Genomic DNA, 17290 nt, shown 5'->3' on the forward strand with positions numbered 1-17290 from the left:
ATGATGTGGGAGCGGGCTTGCCCGCGAAGGGGCGCAGAGCGCCCCCAGTATTCGGCTCGGCGCATTGTAGCGGCTAGGCAACCAATTCACGCGAACCTGGTCTCACTTGCCGCATCGACGAAAGTGCCGGGTCCGCCGTTGCGCTATAGTTGCTGCCCTCACGTACACGCTGCCAAAGAGTTACCACTCCATGTTCAACAAAGGATTGTTGCTGGCCTGCGCGCTGGCCCTGCTCAGTGCCTGTGATTCCTCGACACCGGACAAACCCGCGCCTGCCGAAAAACCGGCCGCTGTGGCCGAGGCCCCGGCGCCCAAACGCGAGGACCCTGCCGTCCTTGCCAAGCGCTATGAGGGGCGTGAGCTCAGCGTGCTGGATGTCTCGGAAGTGCAGCTCGATGGCGCCAGTACCCTGTCGATCAGCTTCTCGGCACCATTGGACGCCAAGCAGGACTTCGCCACCAAGGTGCACCTGGTCGATACCGTCAAAGGCAAGCTCGACGGTGCCTGGGAACTCTCCGACAACCAGATGGAACTGCGCCTGCGCCACCTGGAGCCGCAGCGCAAGCTGGTGCTGACCGTCGACAAGGGCCTGCTGGCGGTCAACGGCAAAACGCTCGACAGCGACTCGGTGAGCCGCCTGGAAACCCGCGACATGCAACCCACCGTTGGCTTTGCCAGCCGCGGTTCGTTGCTGCCCACCCGCCTGGCCGAAGGCCTGCCGGTGATTGCGCTGAACGTTCCCAAGGTCGATGTCGAGTTCTTCCGGGTCAAGCCAGAGATGCTCTCGACTTTCCTGGCCAGCTGGGGCCGCAACAGCAGCCTGTACTACTACCAGTCCAAGGAAACCCTGGACATGGCCGAGCTGGTCTACAGCGGCCGATTCGACCTGAACCCGGCGCGCAACACCCGCGAGACCGTGCTGCTGCCGATCGCCGGGATCAAGCCGCTGCAGGAGCCGGGTGTGTACCTGGCCGTGATGCGCGCCTCTGGTACCTATGACTATTCACAGCCGGCGACGCTGTTCACCCTCAGCGACATCGGCGTGTCCGCGCACCGCTACCGTGACCGCCTGGACGTGTTCGCCCAGGCCCTGGAAGGCGGCAAGGCGCTCAAGGACGTCAACCTCGAACTGCATGACGACAAGGGCAAGCTGCTGGCCCAGGCCAAGACCGATGGCGCCGGCCATGCCCAGCTGCCGATCACGGCCAAGGCCGACACCCTGATCGCCACCCAGGGCGTGCACACCACCCTGCTGCGCCTGAACACCGCTGCCCTGGACCTGGCCGAGTTCGACATCACCGGCCCCCAGGCCAACCCGCTGCAATTCTTCATCTTCGGCCCGCGTGACCTCTATCGCCCGGGTGAAACGGTGCTGCTCAACGGCCTGCTGCGCGACCAGGATGGCAAGCCGGTGAAGGCTCAGCCGGTCAGCGTGGAAGTGCGTCGCCCGGATGAGCAGGTCAGCCGCAAGTTTGTCTGGGAGGCCGACGCCAATGGCCTGTACCAGTATCAGTTGCAACTGGCCACGGAGGCCCCGACCGGCCGTTGGCAACTGCTGCTCGACCTGGGCGGTGGGCGCAAGCAGGTGTACGAGTTCCTGGTCGAAGACTTCCTCCCCGAGCGCCTGGCGCTGGAGCTCAAGGGCAGCGATACGCCGCTGTCGCCAGAGGAGGATGCGCGCATCCAGGTCAATGGTCGTTACCTCTACGGTGCGCCGGCTGCCGGCAATCGCCTGAGTGGCCAGGCCTATGTGCGCCCACTGCGTGAGGCAGTGCCGGCACTGCCGGGCTACCAGTTCGGTTCAGTCACCGAAACCGAACTGACCCAGGACCTGGAACTCGACGAAGTCACCCTCGACCAGGCCGGCAAGGCAGTGGTCGATATCGAAAGCCACTGGGCCGAAGCACGTTCGCCGTTGCAACTGACCGTGCAGGCCAGCCTGCAGGAGTCCGGTGGCCGGCCGATCACCCGCCGCCTCGAACAGCCGATCTGGCCAGCCGAGCGCCTGCCCGGCCTGCGTGGCCTGTTCGACGGTGAGGAAACCGACAGCGATGGCCCAGTGGAATTCGAGTTCCTGGTGGCCGATCGCGCGGGCAACAAGCTGGCCGCCAACGACCTGAAGGTGCGGCTGATCCGCGAGCGCCGCGACTACTACTGGAACTATTCGCAGAGCGATGGCTGGAGCTACAACTACAACGAGAAGTTCCTCACCCAGAGTGAGGAAACCCTCAGCGTCAAGGCCGGCTCTACCGCCAAGCTGAGCTTCCAGGTTGAATGGGGGCCGTACCGCGTCGAGGTGGAAGACCCAGAGACCGGGCTGGTTTCCAGCGAACGCTTCTGGGCCGGTTATCGCGCCCAGGACAACGCCGAAGGCGGCGCCGTGCGCCCGGACCAGGTGAAGCTGGCGCTGGACAAGCCGGCCTATGCCGATGGCGCCACCGCCAAGGTCACCGTGACCCCGCCAGCGGCCGGCAGCGGCTACCTGATGATCGAGTCCAGCGATGGCCCGCTGTGGTGGCAGGAAATCGAGGTGCCCGCCGAGGGCAAGACCTTCGACGTGCAGCTGGACAAGCAGTGGGCGCGCCACGACCTGTACATCAGCGCGCTGGTGATCCGCCCGGGTGAGCGCAAGGCCAATGCCACGCCCAAGCGCGCCGTCGGCGTGCTGCACCTGCCGCTGGCGCGTGCCGAACGCAAGCTCGCGGTCAGCCTGCAGGCGCCGGAGAAGATGCGGCCCAAGCAGCCGCTGACGGTGAAGATCAAGGCCGCCAATGCTGACGGCAGTGTGCCGAAGCAGGTGCATGTGCTGCTGTCCGCCGTCGATGTGGGCATCCTCAACATCACCGACTACAAGACCCCCGACCCGTACGCCAGCCTGTTCGGCCGCAAAGCCTATGGTGCCGACCAGCTGGACATCTACGGCCAGCTGATCGAAGCCGGCCAAGGCCGCCTGGCCAGCCTGGCCTTCGGTGGTGACGCGGCAATGGCCAAGGGCGGCAAGCGCCCCAACACCACGGTGACCATCGTCGCCCAGCAAAGCCTCCCGGTGACCTTGAACGACCAGGGTGAAGGCGAGGCGACGGTCGATATTCCCGACTTCAATGGCGAGTTGCGGCTGATGGCCCAGGCCTGGACCGACGAGCACTTCGGCATGGCAGAGGGCAAGACGGTGGTGGCCGCACCGCTGATCGCCGAACTGTCGGCGCCGCGCTTCCTGGCAGGTGGTGACCGTACCAACCTGGCGTTGGACCTGGCCAACCTGTCGGGTCGAGCCCAGCAGTTGAGTGTAGAGATCCGCACCGAGGGCCAGTTGAGCCTGACGGCCAGCGCCCAGCAGGACATCGCCCTGGCCGAAGGCCAGCGCCGCACGCTGCTGATCCCGGTGCAGGCCCTGGGTGGCCTGGGGCAGGGTAAGGTGCAGGTGCGGGTCAACGGCCTGCAAGTGCCTGGCGAGCCGGCGAACACCTTCGAACGCGAGTGGACCCTGGGCGTGCGCCCGGCTTATCCGGCGATGCTCAAGCACTACCGCGTGGCCCTCAAGGACCAGCCATGGACCTTGCCGGAAAGCGATCTCGCCGCTTTCGAACCCGCGGGCCTGGAAGCCAGCCTGGCGCTGTCGAGCCGCCCACCGCTGAACCTGGCCGAGCAGATCCGCGCCCTCGAAGCCTACCCTTACGGCTGCCTGGAGCAGACCACCAGCGGTCTCTATCCATCACTGTACGCCGATGCAGCGAGCCTCCAGCGCCTGGGTATCAAGGGTGAGCCGGCCGAGGTACGCAAGCGCAAGATCGAGATGGGCATCGAGCACCTGCTGGGCATGCAGCGCTACAACGGCAGCTTCGGCCTGTGGAGCTCGGACAGTGAAGAGGAATACTGGCTGACCGCCTATGTCACCGACTTCCTGCTGCGTGCCCGCGAACAGGGCTATGGCGTGCCGGCCGAGGCCCTGAAGAAGGCCAGCGAGCGCCTGCTGCGTTACTTGCAGGAACGCAACCTGATCGAGGTCGATTACAGCGAGAACGCCGAGCACACCCGCTTTGCGGTGCAAGCCTACGCCGCGCTGGTGCTGTCGCGCAGCCAGCAGGCACCGCTGGGCGCCCTGCGCAGCCTGTTCGAGCGCCGCGCCGATGCCCGCTCCGGCCTGCCGCTGGTGCAACTGGCGGTGGCGCTGGACGCCATGGGCGACAAGCCGCGCGCCGAGCAGGCGCTGCAGGCGGGCCTGGGCATCAGCCGCAGCAAGGGCTGGATGGCCGACTACGGCAGCAGCCTGCGCGACCAGGCGCTGATCCTGGCGCTGCTGCAGGAGAGCAAATTGGCCAGCAACCAGGTCGACCAGCGGCTGTTCGCCCTGTCGGACGAGCTGGCGGCCAACCGCTGGTTGTCGACCCAGGAGCGTAATGCCTTGTACCTGGCCGGCCGTGGCCTGCTGGGCAAGCCGCAAGCACCGTGGAAGGCACGCCTGGACAGTGCCGGTGAGGTGCGCGAGTTCAATAACGTGGAGGCGGGCATGAAGCTCGAGGGGCCGTTGCTGGCCTCGCCGCTGAGCGTGCAGAACGAAGGCAGCGAAACCCTCTACCAGCAACTGACCCTTTCCGGCTACCCACGCCAGGCGCCTGCCGCCGGTGGCAACGGCCTGGAGATCCGCCGTGATTACCTGGGCATGAACGGCCAGCCGCTGGACCTGCACAACCTGCGCAGCGGCGACCTGGTGCTGGTGCACCTGGCGCTCAAGGCCAGCGAACGCGTACCGGATGCCCTGGTGGTCGACTTGCTGCCAGCGGGCCTGGAACTGGAGAACCAGAACCTGGCGCAGAGCGCGGCCAGCCTGGACAACGCCAGCAGCGCGGTGAAGCAGTGGCGCGAGTCGATGCAGAACGCCAGCGTGGTGCACCAGGAGTACCGTGATGACCGCTACGTGGCGGCGCTCAAGCTCGATGGCTATGGCACCACGCACCTGTTGTACCTGGCGCGGGCGGTGACCCCGGGCACCTACCGGGTACCACCGCCGCAGGTAGAATCGATGTACCGGCCGAACCTGCAGGCGGTGGGGGACGGGCAAGCAGAGATGACGGTAAAAGCGCGCTGATGCTGCAGTGGCTGTGCCGGCTTCATCGCTGGCAAGCCGGCTCCCACAGGATGCTGCGGGAGCCATGCATCAGTGGATGACCCAGCTCATCACCCACAGCCCCAGCACCAGCCAGATGATCCCGAGGATGATCGAGGCACGCATGAAGGCACGGATTGCCGAGTACAGCAGCATCAGGCCGATGATCAGGGCGAGGATGCTGAGCAGCGAGGTGTCCATGCCCAGCGTGCGTGCCAGGCCATCGATGAAATTGCCACCGGCGTTGGCCAGCAGGTTGAACAGGCCGCTCAGGGCGTCGACGATGAAGCGGATCAACGACCCTAGTGCCTGGCCAAGCCACTCGAAAAAACCTTCTACATGCATAGTTGCTTCCTGATGAACGAATCGGCACGGTTGCCGTTCCCAAGCCTTTGGCCATTACCTGGCCAGGTCGGTTCCCGATGCCAAGCTTAGCGCGGCCAGGTACCCGAGCGGGCAGGCTTGTGCGCGCTGCCGTGATCGCTGTGCTGTTGCTGTTCGGCCTGCTGTGGCTGGCCGACCGCATCTGGCCACTGCCGATGCCGGGCAATGACCTGGCGCGGGTGGTGCTGGCCGAAGACGGCACGCCACTGTGGCGCTTTGCCGATGCCGACGGCGTGTGGCGCTACCCGGTCAGCCCGGAACAAGTGTCGCCGCTGTACCTGCAGGCCCTGCTGACCTACGAGGACCGCTGGTTCTACCGCCACCCAGGGGTCAACCCGCTGGCCCTGGCACGCGCGGCCTGGCTCAACCTGCGCGGCGGGCGGGTGGTGTCTGGCGGCAGTACCTTGTCGATGCAGGTGGCGCGCCTGCTCGACCCACATGACCGCACCCTGGCCGGCAAGCTGCGGCAGTTGTGGCGCACCGCACAGCTGGAGTGGCACCTGTCCAAGCGCGAGATCCTGCAGATCTACCTGAACCGTGCCCCGTTCGGCGGCACCTTGCAGGGCGTGGCGGCGGCCAGCTGGGCTTATCTGGGCAAGTCGCCGCAGCACCTCACGCCCGCCGAGGCTGCCTTGCTGGCGGTGTTGCCGCAGGCACCGAGCCGCTTGCGTCCGGACCGCCACCCGGCCCGTGCCCAGCGTGCGCGCGACAAGGTGCTGCAGCGCCTGGGCGAGTATCAGGTGTGGCCGGCGCAACAGCTCAAGGAGGCGGCCGAGGAGCCCTTGCTGCTGGCCCCGCGTCAGGAACCCGCGCTGGCGCCCCTGCTGGCGCGGCGGCTGAACACCCCAGGCAGCCCGACCTTGATTCGCACCAACCTCGATGCCTCGCTGCAACGGCGCCTCGAGGACCTGCTGCTGGGTTGGCGTGCACGCCTGCCGGAGCGCACCTCTGCGGCGATCCTGGTGGTCGAGGCGCAGACCATGGCGGTACGCGCTTACCTGGGCTCGATCGACCTGAGCGACGAGCGCCGTTTCGGCCATGTCGACATGGTTCGTTCGTTGCGCTCGCCAGGCTCGACGCTCAAGCCGTTTCTCTACGGTCTGGCCCTGGATGATGGCCTGATCCACTCCGAATCGCTGCTGCAGGATGTGCCGCGGCGCTACGGCGACTATCGCCCCGGTAATTTCTCGATGGGCTTCAGCGGCCCGGTGTCCGCCAGTTCGGCGCTGGCACTTTCGCTCAACCTGCCGGCGGTGCAGTTGCTCGAAGCCTACGGGCCCAAACGCTTCGCCGCGCAGTTGCGCATGGCCGGCGTGCCGCTGGCGCTGCCGCCACTGGCCGAGCCCAACCTGGCATTGATACTGGGTGGTGCCGGTAGCCGTCTGGAAGACCTGGTCGGCGGATACGCGGCGTTGGCCCGGGGCGGCAACAGCGCGCAGGTGCGCCTGCAACCGCAGGATCCGCTGCTGGAGCGGCGGCTCATGTCGCCGGGTGCGGCCTGGATCATCCGGCGCATCCTCAGTGGCCAGGCGCGCCCCGACCGCGACCCCCATGCCGAACTGGTACAGCGACCGCAACTGGCCTGGAAGACCGGTACCAGCTATGGCTTTCGTGATGCCTGGTCGATTGGCGCAGGGCCACGCTACCTGATCGGGGTGTGGATTGGCCGCCCCGATGGCACGCCGGTGCCCGGGCAGTTCGGCCTGGCTTCGGCAGCACCGCTGATGCTGCAGGTGCATGACGTGCTGAGCAATCGCGACAGCCAGCGCGGTATCCGTGCCCCGGCAGAGCAGGTACCCAGCAGTGTGGGAGTGGCCGCCATCTGCTGGCCGCTGGGCCAGCCCATGAACCGACAGGACCCGAACTGCCGGCGTCAGCGCTTTGCCTGGACCCTCGATGGCACTACACCGCCCACGTTGCAGGCCGCCGACCAGCCCCTCGGCCTGGGGCTGCGCGAGAGCATCTGGGTCAATGCCCAAGGGCTGCGCGTGGACGGCAGCTGCCCGGGCGCCAAGGCGCTCGACATCGCCTTGTGGCCGGCACCACTGGAGCCTTGGCTGCCACGCGTCGAGCGGCGTGCGGCGCGGCTGCCAGCGGTGGACCCGAGTTGCCCGCCACAGGTGCCGGCCAGCGCGCCGCCGCTGTCCATCGTTGGCGTTCGCCCCGGTGACAACCTGCGGCGCCCGGCCACCAGCAGCGAACCCCTGCAGCTGTATGTTTCTGCCCTCGGCGGCGGCGGGCGGCGCTGGTGGTTCCTCAACGGCCAGCCGCTGGGCGAAAGTGAAGGACAAGGCAGCGTGCTGGTGCGTTTCGACCAGGCCGGGCAGTTCGAACTCAGTGCGTTGGACGAAAGCGGAGAAACGGCGCGGGTGGCGTTCCAGGTCAACGAATAGGCGTTCGACGTTTACCGGGGCAACACCTACGCTTGCAAATGACGGGTGAGGCCGGCCGACGCCCCGGTACCCAAGGGATTGTGGAGCGTCCTATGCGTCTTCTGCTGATGCCCCTGTTGCTGTCGCCCTGGGCCAGCCTGGTGATCGCCGAGCCCTTGCCGGTGTTTCTCGACGGTCACGAATACGAGCGCCGCTTGCCCAGCGCGAACCTGCCGATCGAGGCTTATCGGCCACTAGCCCCGCGCTTGCACCTGGCGCCGCCCGGGGCTGCGATCGACACGCTGCCCCTGCAGGCCCGCTTCGTGTTGCACAAGGTGCGTTTCGAGGGCGGTACGGTCTATCCGCTGAGCGAGTTGCGCGAGCATTACCAGCCCTTGATTGGCCGCGAAGTGAGTGTCGGCGAGCTTCAGCAATTCACTGAACGCCTGACCCAGCGCTACCAGCGCGACGGCTATCTGCTGTCGCAGGCTTACCTGCCTGATCAGGACTTTGCCGAGGGCCGCGTGCATGTCGTGCTGGTCGAGGGGTATGTTCACGACGTCCGGCGTGAAGGGGATATCGGCCCCGCTGGCGCTTACCTCGACCAACTGCTGGAGCGCTTGCGGGCGGAACGCCCATTGACCCGAGCGACACTCGACCGCTTCATCGGCCTGGCCCAGCGCACCCCCGGCGTGACGCTGCAGGCTGATTTGACCCAGATCGAGCGCCGCGAGGGCGCCACGCGGCTTACCGTCAATGCCTGGCGCACGCCCTTCGATGCGGCGATGACGCTCAGCGATGGCAGCCGTGACGGCTTGCAGGGGCTGTTCAAGGTGGCCAGCAATGCCCAGACCCGCGTTGCCGAACAGTTGACCGCCAGCGTGCTGCTACCGCCCGGTGACGACCACAGCGAATACCAGCGCCTTGATTACAGCCAGCACCTGGATGCGCAGGGCAGCCAGCTGCTGCTGTCGGCCGCTCGCTACCGCAGCAAGCCGCGCACGCCCGTGCGCCTGAAGCATGGTTCGCAATTACTTCAGAAGATTGAGAGCGAGCGTTATGCGATTGGGCTTGCCCAGCCAGTGATCGTCACGCCCGATGAATGGCTGGCGGTGACGGGGCACGTCTATTCGGTCAGTGAGCATAACGAAGATCTCGGCGCTGGCCTGGGGCGCAATGACACCTATGTACGTGCGCTGTCCTTCGAAGGCGATTGGCGCAAGGTCGAGGCCGGGCGGCTGCGCGTGGTCAGCGCCGGTGTGTATCAGGGGCTGGATTATCTGGGCGCACGCAGCGATGCCGATTACGACATGGACTTTCTGCGTTTTCGTGTCGCCGGGTTGCAGAGCGACCGGCTGTTTCAGCGCTGGCAGGGCGTGCTGTCAGGCGCCTTGTACTGGACCGATGATCGGCTGCCCGACAGTGAGCGTGCGGTATTTGGCGGGCAGCACTTCGGCCATGGCTACCCGCAGGACCAGGCCGCAGGGGACAAAGGTTGGGGTGCGGCGTATGAGCTGAACTACAGCATCCAGCCTGGCGCTGGTTGGGTGCGGCTGGTGCAACCGTATGCGCTGCTGGATGCTGCGCAGGCCTGGTACAACGGTGGGCCATTCGAAGATGCCAGGATGCGTTCGGCAGCATTGGGGGTGCGGCTTGGTGATGGGCGATACGGCAATGTGGCATTTGAGGTGGCCAAACCTCTGGCGGATGTAGCGTTGGATAGCAAGAGCCGACGGCCGCGTTGGGTGATGAGCTTCAGCTATTTGCTGGAGTAAAGATTCGCTGAACCGGCCTCACCGCCTGCAAGCCGGCTCCCACAGGAAACCCCCGACCACCCTGCCAGTGTTATCCCGGCGGGCACTGGCTTGACGGCGATGAGGCCGGCGGCGGTCATGAAAGCCGAGAGGAGCTCAATGTGTGGTGAACCGCTGATGTACAGGCGATGAACTCGGTGTCAACGCCAGCGCCAACTGTGTGCGGTTGTGCATGTGGGTCAAACGCAACACCTGCGACACATACAGCTTCACGGTGTTTTCGGTGATCCCCAGTTCACAGGCAATCTGGTAATTGGTCTTGCCCTTGCTCACCAGCCTGGCGACTTCCAGTTGTCGTGGCGAGAGTTTCTCGAAGGCCGCCGGGAGCTCGCCTTCAGTTTCTTCGACGACGTCGGTGGCGCGACGGTGAACGCCCTGGCCGCGGGCCTTTTCCAGGTCCTGGTAGAGCTCGTCGATGGAGCCCGCCAGGTCTTGCAGGCGCTGGTTGAGGTTGCCCAGGTCCTGGATGTTGGTCTTGCGCTCCAGCAACACCTGCTCCTGGCGGCGCACGCCCTCGAGCAGTTCGTCGAAGTCCATGGGTTTCTGGTAGTAATCGGCGAAGCCTTCGCGCAGGGCGCGGATCACGTCCTGCTTCTCGGCGCGCCCGGTGAGCATGATCGCTTCGAACATTCGCTGGCGCCCGGCAACGTCCTTCAGCGCCCGAACCAGCTCGATGCCATCGCGGCCGGGCATGTGCAGGTCGCACAACACCAGGCCGATGGCTGCATCAGCGATGAAGCGTTCGATCGCTTCATCAGTGGAATGGGCCGCAACGCAGTGGTGGCCTTGGCTTTCGAGATATTCACACAACTGCTCGACGATCAGCGGCTGGTCGTCTACGACCAGAACCTTTACCTCACTGAAAGAAATAGTCACGATCAACTCCCTGTTCGTAAGCGGCCCTGCTCCCGGGCCAGACGCTCTGGCAGCTTAAAAATAGACGCTGCTCGCGATTCTGTACAAGGTTTGTACAAGTCATCCGACACCAGGAGTCGCTATTGGATCCACACGGCCGTGAGCAGAAAGCCTGCCAAGACATAGGGGACGAAGGCTTGTTTGTCGCCCATCTCTTCGGTCAGGGTGGCCAGGCGCTTCTTCACCTTGGGGTTGAGCAGCGTCCACAGGCGCCGGCGGGTCAGTAGCCAAAGCACCACGCTGACGCCGGCACCGATGAAGGTACCGAGCACGTATTGCGGGCTGGTCGCCAGGGCCAGTGCGCCCATCAGCTTGACGTCGTCGGCACCGAAGCGACCCAGCATGTAGCCTGGCAGCGTCAGCAGCATGACGATCGCCAGGGCCCAGCCGGCGTCGCTGGCATCGGCGCCGATCCAGCTATGGCCAGTGGCGAACAGCCAGACCAGGGCGCCAGCGGCGAAGCCCAGGGTCAGCACGTTGGCGATCTGGCGCTCGCGGATATCTTGTTCAGTGCACAAGGCAAGCCACATCAGGAGAACAATGCTTTGCATCGGCAGGCCGCCTTTCCCATTCGTTGAACACTTCTACCCGGTCAGTCAGGTTTCCTAATCAGGGTAGACGCGATCTGACGAACGGGCATGGCAGGGTGGCAAAAAGTCGGTGCGCAAACGGCCTGGTGTCGTAATCAGGCCGCTTCCGAAGAGGCAGGGTTTATTTCACCCGGCCCGGTGGGTAGTTGCCGAGCACCTGGGCAACGGTCTTCTGGATCGCGCTGTTACGTTCGTCGGGGCTAGGCGGGTAGCTGTTCATGATCTGTTCGGCACTGCCACGCCAGACCAGCTTGCCGTCATGGCCATCGAACAGGTCGACCTGGATGGTTGCCACTTTGTAGTCGACGCTGCGGGTTTCGTTATACATCGGCCCGCCCCAGTAACCGTTCCAGTAGCCGCCCCAGGCCCCGCCATAGTTGGTGGTGATCTGTTGCTGGCGCTGTTCGACGATCAGGTACGCGCGGACGGTGACGTCAGGCCTGGCATTGCCCTGGGCAGGGCGCAGGCCGCGCTGGTCGAGCTGGTCGGCGACCGCCGCGCGGATACGCTGCTCGGTCAGGTCGCTCTTGATGCGCGGATCGTCCGGGCGGTATTGCAGGCCCGGTTCCTGCCATGCCCAGCTGCGATAGGCGGCAAAATCGCGGCTGGCGTCGAAATCCTGCTGAACGTTGTTGCTCGAGCAGGCGGCGAGCAGCAGCGCGAATGACAGTAGAACGAGGCGGCGCAACATGATGGTTCTCCGTTAGGCGTTAACTGGGAGGATAGCCGCTGAGTGCCTTGTGAACCGATTCGCGCAGGGCGGTCTCGCGATCGCGCGGCGAGCCTTTGTCGCTGCCGCTTTCTGCGCTGGCGCTCCACACCGGCTGGCCATTGCGGGCATCGAACAGGTCGATGCGCACCACCATCACCTCCACTTCGTAGGTGCGTACGACCGGCACGCTGCCGTAGGCGCCGTAACCGTTGCGGTAGCCGCCAAAGCCGACACCGCCGTAGGGATACGGGCCGTAATAGGGATCGTAAGAGTCATAGTCACGCACCTGGCGCAAACGCCGCTCCAGGCGCATGTCGGCGCTCACCAGCAAGTCGCCGGTAGTGCCCCGGGCAGGGCGCAGGCCGTGTTGGTCAAGGGCGCCGCTGACGGCGTCGGCAATCTGCGCCGGGTCGGCGTCGGCATTGCCGCTTGGCAGCTGGCCGTTGCGCCAGCTCCAGCTGCGGTAGTGCCCGTAATCGCGTGGCGGTGCCGGGTAGGCACTGGCATCGAAGGTGTTGGCCGCTTGCGCAGGGGCCGGCGGCAGCGGGCGGCTGCTGGCCACGTAGGGGTTGCTGGCCTGGCAGGCGGCCAGGGTGAGCGGCAGCAGGGCCAGGCACAACAGACGGTACGGCATGTATCCCTCCTGGAGGGGCGCAGTCAGCGGGGGCGGCACATCCAGTGCAGGTAGCGGCCGAGCCCGGCGAAGCTTGGGTGACGGCGGTGGGCCAGTTCCATTTCCAGCAGGTCGAGCAGCTCGGCCTTGTCCTGGAATTCCTTGGGCATGTAGTCGTGGAAAACGCGCACGCCACTCTCACTTTCGACTTGCCACATCACTTCAAGTTGCGCCTTGAGTTCCCGTGGATCAAGCGGTTTTTGCGGGGTCAGGCTCTGCTTTTCACCTTCCAGGCGGTTGCTGCGCAGCTTGCGGAAATGGCCCTTGAGCAAGTTGCGGTAGACCAGCGCGTCGCGGTTGTAGAACGCCAGCGACAGCCTGCCACCTGGGGCGGTCAGCTGATGCAGCACCGGCAGGATGCTTTGTGGCTCGGCCAGCCATTCCAGCACGGCGTGGCACAGCACCAGGTCATAGGGCTCGGTGAGTTGGCCAAGCAACTCTTGCCAGGGGGCCTGGATGAACGTTGCCGATTGACCCGCTTCTGCGAAGCGCGCCTGGGCACCCTCAAGCATTGGTGCGGCGGGTTCAGCCAGGGTTACTGCGTGCCCGCGCTCGGCCAGCCACAAGGCCATGTGGCCAAGGCCTGCGCCAATGTCGAGCACCCGCAGCGGTCGATCGGGCAGGGCGTCGGCCAGATCGGCCTGGAGCACGGCCAGGCGGATTGCACCTTTGGCGCCGCCGTAGATCTTCTCGGCAAAGCGTGTGGCCAGTTCATCGAAGTGACGGTCGTTCATCGGGCGAAACGCCTCTCGCTGTCGGCCAGCTTGGCCCGCACCACCTGCTCCATGTCCAGGCCCAGCTCGCTGCACAGCAGCAACAGGTAGAGAATGACATCGCCGACTTCCTGGCCAGCGTGGGCCAGTTGATCGGCGGGCAGCTGGCGGGATTGGTCCTCGCTCAGCCACTGGAAGATTTCCACCAGCTCGGCCATTTCGACGCTGGCGGCCATGGCCAGGTTTTTCGGGCTGTGGAAGCCGCGCCAATCGTTGTTGTCGCGGATCTGATGCAGGCGTTCGGTGAGTTCTTGCAGGTTCATCTGGCTCTCCTAATGCTGCATAGCTTCTGCGCAGGCCCGATGCAAAGCAAGTGCAATCAGGGCGCTAGAGCACGGCCCAGCGCCCGACCATGTGCAGCAACCCGCCATGCCCGTCCAGCCGCAATTCACCAGCCGGCCCAGCCTCGCTGGCACTGAGGACCACCTCCGAGGGCAAGCGCACCGGCTTGCGGAAACTCACCTCGAAGCGATAGCCACTGTTTGGCATATGCGTACGCAAGGCCGCCAACGCCATGGCATTGCTCCACATGCCGTGGGCGATGGCCTTGGGGAAGCCGAACAGGCGAGCGCTGACGGCACTCAGGTGAATCGGGTTGTAGTCGCCACAAACCTTGGCGTAGCGCCGGCCGATATCAGCATCGGCGTACCAGCGGGTGACTTCCGCCAGGGCGCCAGGCTCGTGCTCCTCGCTATCGTCCAACTGGCCATCAAGCTTCAGGCCACGCACCAACATGCGGCTGGTCTCCCGCCAGAGCAGGCCAAGGCCATCCTCGGCTTCAGTGACCAGGTCAAAGGTGCCGCCCTTGGCATGCGCCTGCAGATTGTCGGCATACACAGCAAAGCGCAGACCGTCGATGCCGCCCAGTGGACGGAGCACATCGATGCGGTTGTGCAGGTGAACCAGCCCGAGCAATGGGAAGGGAAAGTCGTGCGCAGTCAGCAGTTGCAACTGCAGGGTGAAGGCCATCACGTGCGGGTAAGTGCCGGGCAAGCGGCCATCGTCGGTGAAGTGGCAGAGCCGGCGGTAGGCCGCCAGGTTGCCGGGCGGCACGCGGATGAAGCTGCGCAGGCCGCCGGTGGGCAGGTTATCGCCGCTGATCTTGCGTTTGCTGGCGGCACGCAGGTAGAGGCTGGCGCGTGAATCCGGGCTGTCCAGGTCTTGCCATTGGCGGCTCATGTTCAGGCTCCCATCAAGGCCTGGCCGCAGACGCGCAGCACCTGGCCATTGACCGACCCGGAACCCGGCTGGCTGAGCCAGGCGATGGCTTCGGCGACATCCTGCGGGCGCCCGCCCTGGCCCAGCGAACTCAGGCGTCGCCCGGCTTCGCGCAGGCCGATGGGCATGGCGGCGGTCATGTGCGTTTCGATGAACCCGGGGGCCACGGCATTGATGCTGGCGCCGCGCTTGGCAAGCTTCGCCGCCCAGGCCTCGGCAAAACCGATCAGGCCGGCCTTGCTCGCGGCATAGTTGGCCTGGCCGCGGTTGCCGGCAATGCCGCTGACCGACGCCAGCAGGGTAATCCGTGCGTTGTCGCCCAGCGCGCCGCCATCGTACAGGGCTTGGGTCAGCACCTGCGGCGCCTTGAGGTTGACTGCCAGTACCGCATCCCAGTATTCCGGCGTCATGTTGGCCAGGGTCTTGTCACGGGTGATGCCGGCGTTGTGCACGACGATGTCGATGCCGTCGGGCAGCGCTTCGAGCAGTTTCGTTGCAGCATCGCTGGCGCAGATGTCCAGGCCCAGGGCCTTGCCACCCAGGCGCGCGGCGAGGGCATCCAGCTCCTGTTGGGCCTGGGGCACGTCGAGCAGCATCACTTCGGCGCCATCGCGCGCCAGCGTTTCGGCAATGGCGGCGCCGATACCACGCGCGGCGCCGGTGACCAGGGCGCGACGGCCACCGAGCGGGCGGGTCCAGTCATCGACCTGGGCGGCACAGGCCTGCAAGCGCAGGACCTGGCCGGAAACAAAAGCACTTTTGGGGGACAGGAAGAAGCGCAAGGCGCCTTCGAGCTGGTCGTCCGCGCCCGCTCCCACATACAGCAACTGCGCCGTTGCGCCGTTGCGCAGCTCTTTGGCCAGCGAACGGCTGAAGCCCTCCAGGGCGCGCTGGGCGACGCTGGCGAGTGGGTCGTCGAGGGATTCCGGTGCACGCCCAAGGATCACCACATGGGCACAAGGTGCAAGGCTGCGCAACAAAGGCTGAAAGAATTCGCGCAACTGCTTCAGCTGGTCGCTGTCGGACAGATGGCTGGCGTCGAACACCACGGCCTTGAGCTTCGGCCCCAGGCCGGCGACCCAGGCGGGTGCCTGCAGGCCGTCGCCATTGAAGCTGTACAGCGCCTCGGTCAGGCGCGGGGCGATGGCTTCGACCTGATTCGCCAGTGGCCCGCCACCCAGCACCAGCGCACCCTCCACCGGGCGCAGGCGGCCCGCCTGCCAGCGCTCCAGCGGCGCCGGGCGCGGCAAGCCAAGGGTATCGACGAGGCGGCGCCCGAGGTTGGAGTTGGCAAAGCCGAGATAGCGATCGCTCATGTGCGGGTCTCCTTGAAGGCAAGCTTGCAAGTGTGGACCAAGTTTGTGGCAAGGTCGTTCGAATGCGGTAAAAACACCTAGGCTGTACGGATCAAATGGTTTCAGGAGGAACAAGCGCATGCGTTCAACTCGCCGGGTCGCGATCCTGGGCGGCAACCGAATCCCCTTCGCCCGCTCCAACGGTGCCTACGCCAGCGCCAGCAACCAGGCGATGCTGACCGCCGCCCTGGAAGGCCTGATCGAGCGTTATCGCCTGCACGGGCTGCGCCTGGGCGAAGTGGTGGCAGGGGCAGTGCTCAAGCATTCGCGGGACATGAGCCTGACCCGCGAATGCGTGCTCGGCTCGCGCCTGGCGCCGCAAACGCCGGCCTACGACATCCAGCAGGCCTGCGGCACGGGGCTGGAAGCGGCGCTGCTGGTGGCCAACAAGATTGCCCTCGGGCAGATCGACTGTGGCATCGCTGGTGGCGTGGACACCACATCCGATGCCCCCATCGGCGTCAACGAAGGGCTGCGGCGTATCCTCTTGCAGGCCAACCGCGGCAAGACGCTGGGCGAGCGGCTCAAGCCGTTCCTGCAATTGCGCCCGGGCCACCTGATACCCGAACTGCCGCGCAATGGCGAGCCCCGCACCGGGCTGTCGATGGGCGAGCATTGCGAACGCATGGCGCAAACCTGGGCAATTGGCCGTGCCGAGCAGGATGCGCTGACGCTGCACAGCCACCAGCAACTGGCGGCCTCGTACAGCGAGGGCTGGCAGAATGATCTGCTGACGCCCTTCCTGGGCCTGACCCGTGACAACAACCTGCGCACTGACCTGACCCTGGAACAACTGGCCAGGCTCAAGCCGTCATTCGACCGCAGCGGCCTGGGCACGCTGACGCCGGGCAATTCCACGCCACTCACCGATGGCGCCTCGCTGGTGCTGCTGGGCAGCGAACAATGGGCACAGCAGCAGGGCTTGCCGGTGCTGGCCTACCTGGTCGATGGCGAAACTACCGCCGTGGATTTCGTCACCGGTCGCGAGGGGTTGCTGATGGCGCCGGTGTACGCAGTGCCACGCCTGTTGGCGCGCAATGGCCTGACCCTGCAGGACTTCGATTACTACGAAATTCATGAGGCCTTCGCAGCGCAGGTGTTGTGCACCCTCAAGGCCTGGGAAGACGCCGAGTACTGTCGGGAGAAGCTGGGGCTCGAGGCACCGCTGGGAGCCATCGACCGCAGCAAGCTCAACGTCAAAGGCAGCTCGTTGGCGGCAGGGCATCCTTTCGCGGCTACTGGCGGGAGGATTCTGGCCAATCTGGCCAAGCTGCTGGCCAAGGCAGGCAAGGGGCGAGGGCTGATCTCGATCTGCGCGGCGGGTGGTCAGGGAGTGACGGTGATCGTCGAGCGTTAAGACACACAGCCCAAGCGCAGGTC

The 17290-nt window shown here is 65.7% G+C and carries 13 protein-coding genes; 4 read left to right on the forward strand and 9 right to left on the reverse strand.

All coding sequences use genetic code 11. From position 1 onward, the window contains the following. Nucleotides 1–190: 190 nt before the first annotated feature. A complete protein-coding gene (locus OCX61_RS02950; RefSeq protein ID WP_261942544.1) occupies nucleotides 191–5086 on the forward strand; it encodes an alpha-2-macroglobulin family protein in 4896 nt (1631 codons plus the stop codon). A gap of 69 nt (nucleotides 5087–5155) precedes the next feature. On the opposite strand, the gene OCX61_RS02955 is transcribed toward OCX61_RS02950, so the two are convergent. Beyond that, nucleotides 5156–5449 (reverse strand): hypothetical protein, encoded by a 294-nt coding sequence (locus OCX61_RS02955; protein ID WP_012270337.1) that lies wholly within the window; start codon nucleotides 5447–5449, stop codon nucleotides 5156–5158. A 77-nt stretch (nucleotides 5450–5526) separates the two neighbouring features. Here OCX61_RS02955 and pbpC point away from each other — a divergent pair, with 77 nt between their 5' ends. Next, the gene (gene pbpC / locus OCX61_RS02960) at nucleotides 5527–7881 is read left to right on the forward strand and encodes a peptidoglycan glycosyltransferase PbpC (protein ID WP_261942545.1); all 2355 of its coding nucleotides are present in this window, start codon (nucleotides 5527–5529) and stop codon (nucleotides 7879–7881) included. Nucleotides 7882–7973: 92 nt separating this feature from the next. Then, the gene (locus tag OCX61_RS02965; RefSeq protein WP_261942546.1) at nucleotides 7974–9635 is read left to right on the forward strand and encodes a ShlB/FhaC/HecB family hemolysin secretion/activation protein; all 1662 of its coding nucleotides are present in this window, start codon (nucleotides 7974–7976) and stop codon (nucleotides 9633–9635) included. Between the two features lie 135 nt (nucleotides 9636–9770). On the opposite strand, the gene OCX61_RS02970 is transcribed toward OCX61_RS02965, so the two are convergent. The 8 genes from OCX61_RS02970 to OCX61_RS03005 all read right to left on the reverse strand — a co-directional run bounded on the left by OCX61_RS02970 (nucleotide 9771) and on the right by OCX61_RS03005 (nucleotide 15871). Next, nucleotides 9771–10556, reverse strand: a complete 786-nt coding sequence (locus OCX61_RS02970; protein WP_410011094.1) for a response regulator — start codon at nucleotides 10554–10556, stop codon at nucleotides 9771–9773. Between the two features lie 113 nt (nucleotides 10557–10669). After that, nucleotides 10670–11140: an A24 family peptidase gene (locus OCX61_RS02975; RefSeq protein WP_261942548.1), complete on the reverse strand. Its 471-nt coding sequence runs from the start codon at nucleotides 11138–11140 to the stop codon at nucleotides 10670–10672. A 160-nt stretch (nucleotides 11141–11300) separates the two neighbouring features. Next, nucleotides 11301–11870, reverse strand: a complete 570-nt coding sequence (locus tag OCX61_RS02980) for a DUF4136 domain-containing protein (RefSeq protein WP_261942549.1) — start codon at nucleotides 11868–11870, stop codon at nucleotides 11301–11303. Nucleotides 11871–11889: 19 nt separating this feature from the next. After that, nucleotides 11890–12525 (reverse strand): DUF4136 domain-containing protein, encoded by a 636-nt coding sequence (locus OCX61_RS02985; protein ID WP_261942550.1) that lies wholly within the window; start codon nucleotides 12523–12525, stop codon nucleotides 11890–11892. A gap of 23 nt (nucleotides 12526–12548) precedes the next feature. Continuing rightward, nucleotides 12549–13298, reverse strand: coding sequence for a methyltransferase (locus tag OCX61_RS02990; RefSeq protein ID WP_261942551.1), 750 nt, complete (start codon nucleotides 13296–13298; stop codon nucleotides 12549–12551). Continuing rightward, nucleotides 13295–13600, reverse strand: a complete 306-nt coding sequence (locus OCX61_RS02995; protein WP_261942552.1) for a MazG-like family protein — start codon at nucleotides 13598–13600, stop codon at nucleotides 13295–13297. Before OCX61_RS02995 ends, OCX61_RS02990 begins: the two co-directional genes overlap by 4 nt. Nucleotides 13601–13664: 64 nt before the next feature. Further along, the gene (locus tag OCX61_RS03000; protein ID WP_261942553.1) at nucleotides 13665–14516 is read right to left on the reverse strand and encodes a MaoC family dehydratase; all 852 of its coding nucleotides are present in this window, start codon (nucleotides 14514–14516) and stop codon (nucleotides 13665–13667) included. Between the two features lie 2 nt (nucleotides 14517–14518). After that, complete coding sequence (locus OCX61_RS03005) at nucleotides 14519–15871, reverse strand: 3-oxoacyl-ACP reductase (RefSeq protein WP_261942554.1); 1353 nt, start codon at nucleotides 15869–15871, stop codon at nucleotides 14519–14521. Nucleotides 15872–15989: 118 nt separating this feature from the next. On the opposite strand from OCX61_RS03005, the gene OCX61_RS03010 reads away from it, so the two are divergent. Next, nucleotides 15990–17267 carry an acetyl-CoA C-acetyltransferase gene (locus OCX61_RS03010; RefSeq protein WP_261942555.1) on the forward strand — a complete coding sequence of 426 codons (1278 nt, stop codon included), beginning with the start codon at nucleotides 15990–15992 and terminating at the stop codon, nucleotides 17265–17267. Nucleotides 17268–17290 lie beyond the last annotated feature (23 nt).

Origin of the sequence: Pseudomonas sp. LRP2-20 (assembly GCF_024349685.1) — a bacterium.
In the GTDB taxonomy this organism is placed as follows: domain Bacteria; phylum Pseudomonadota; class Gammaproteobacteria; order Pseudomonadales; family Pseudomonadaceae; genus Aquipseudomonas.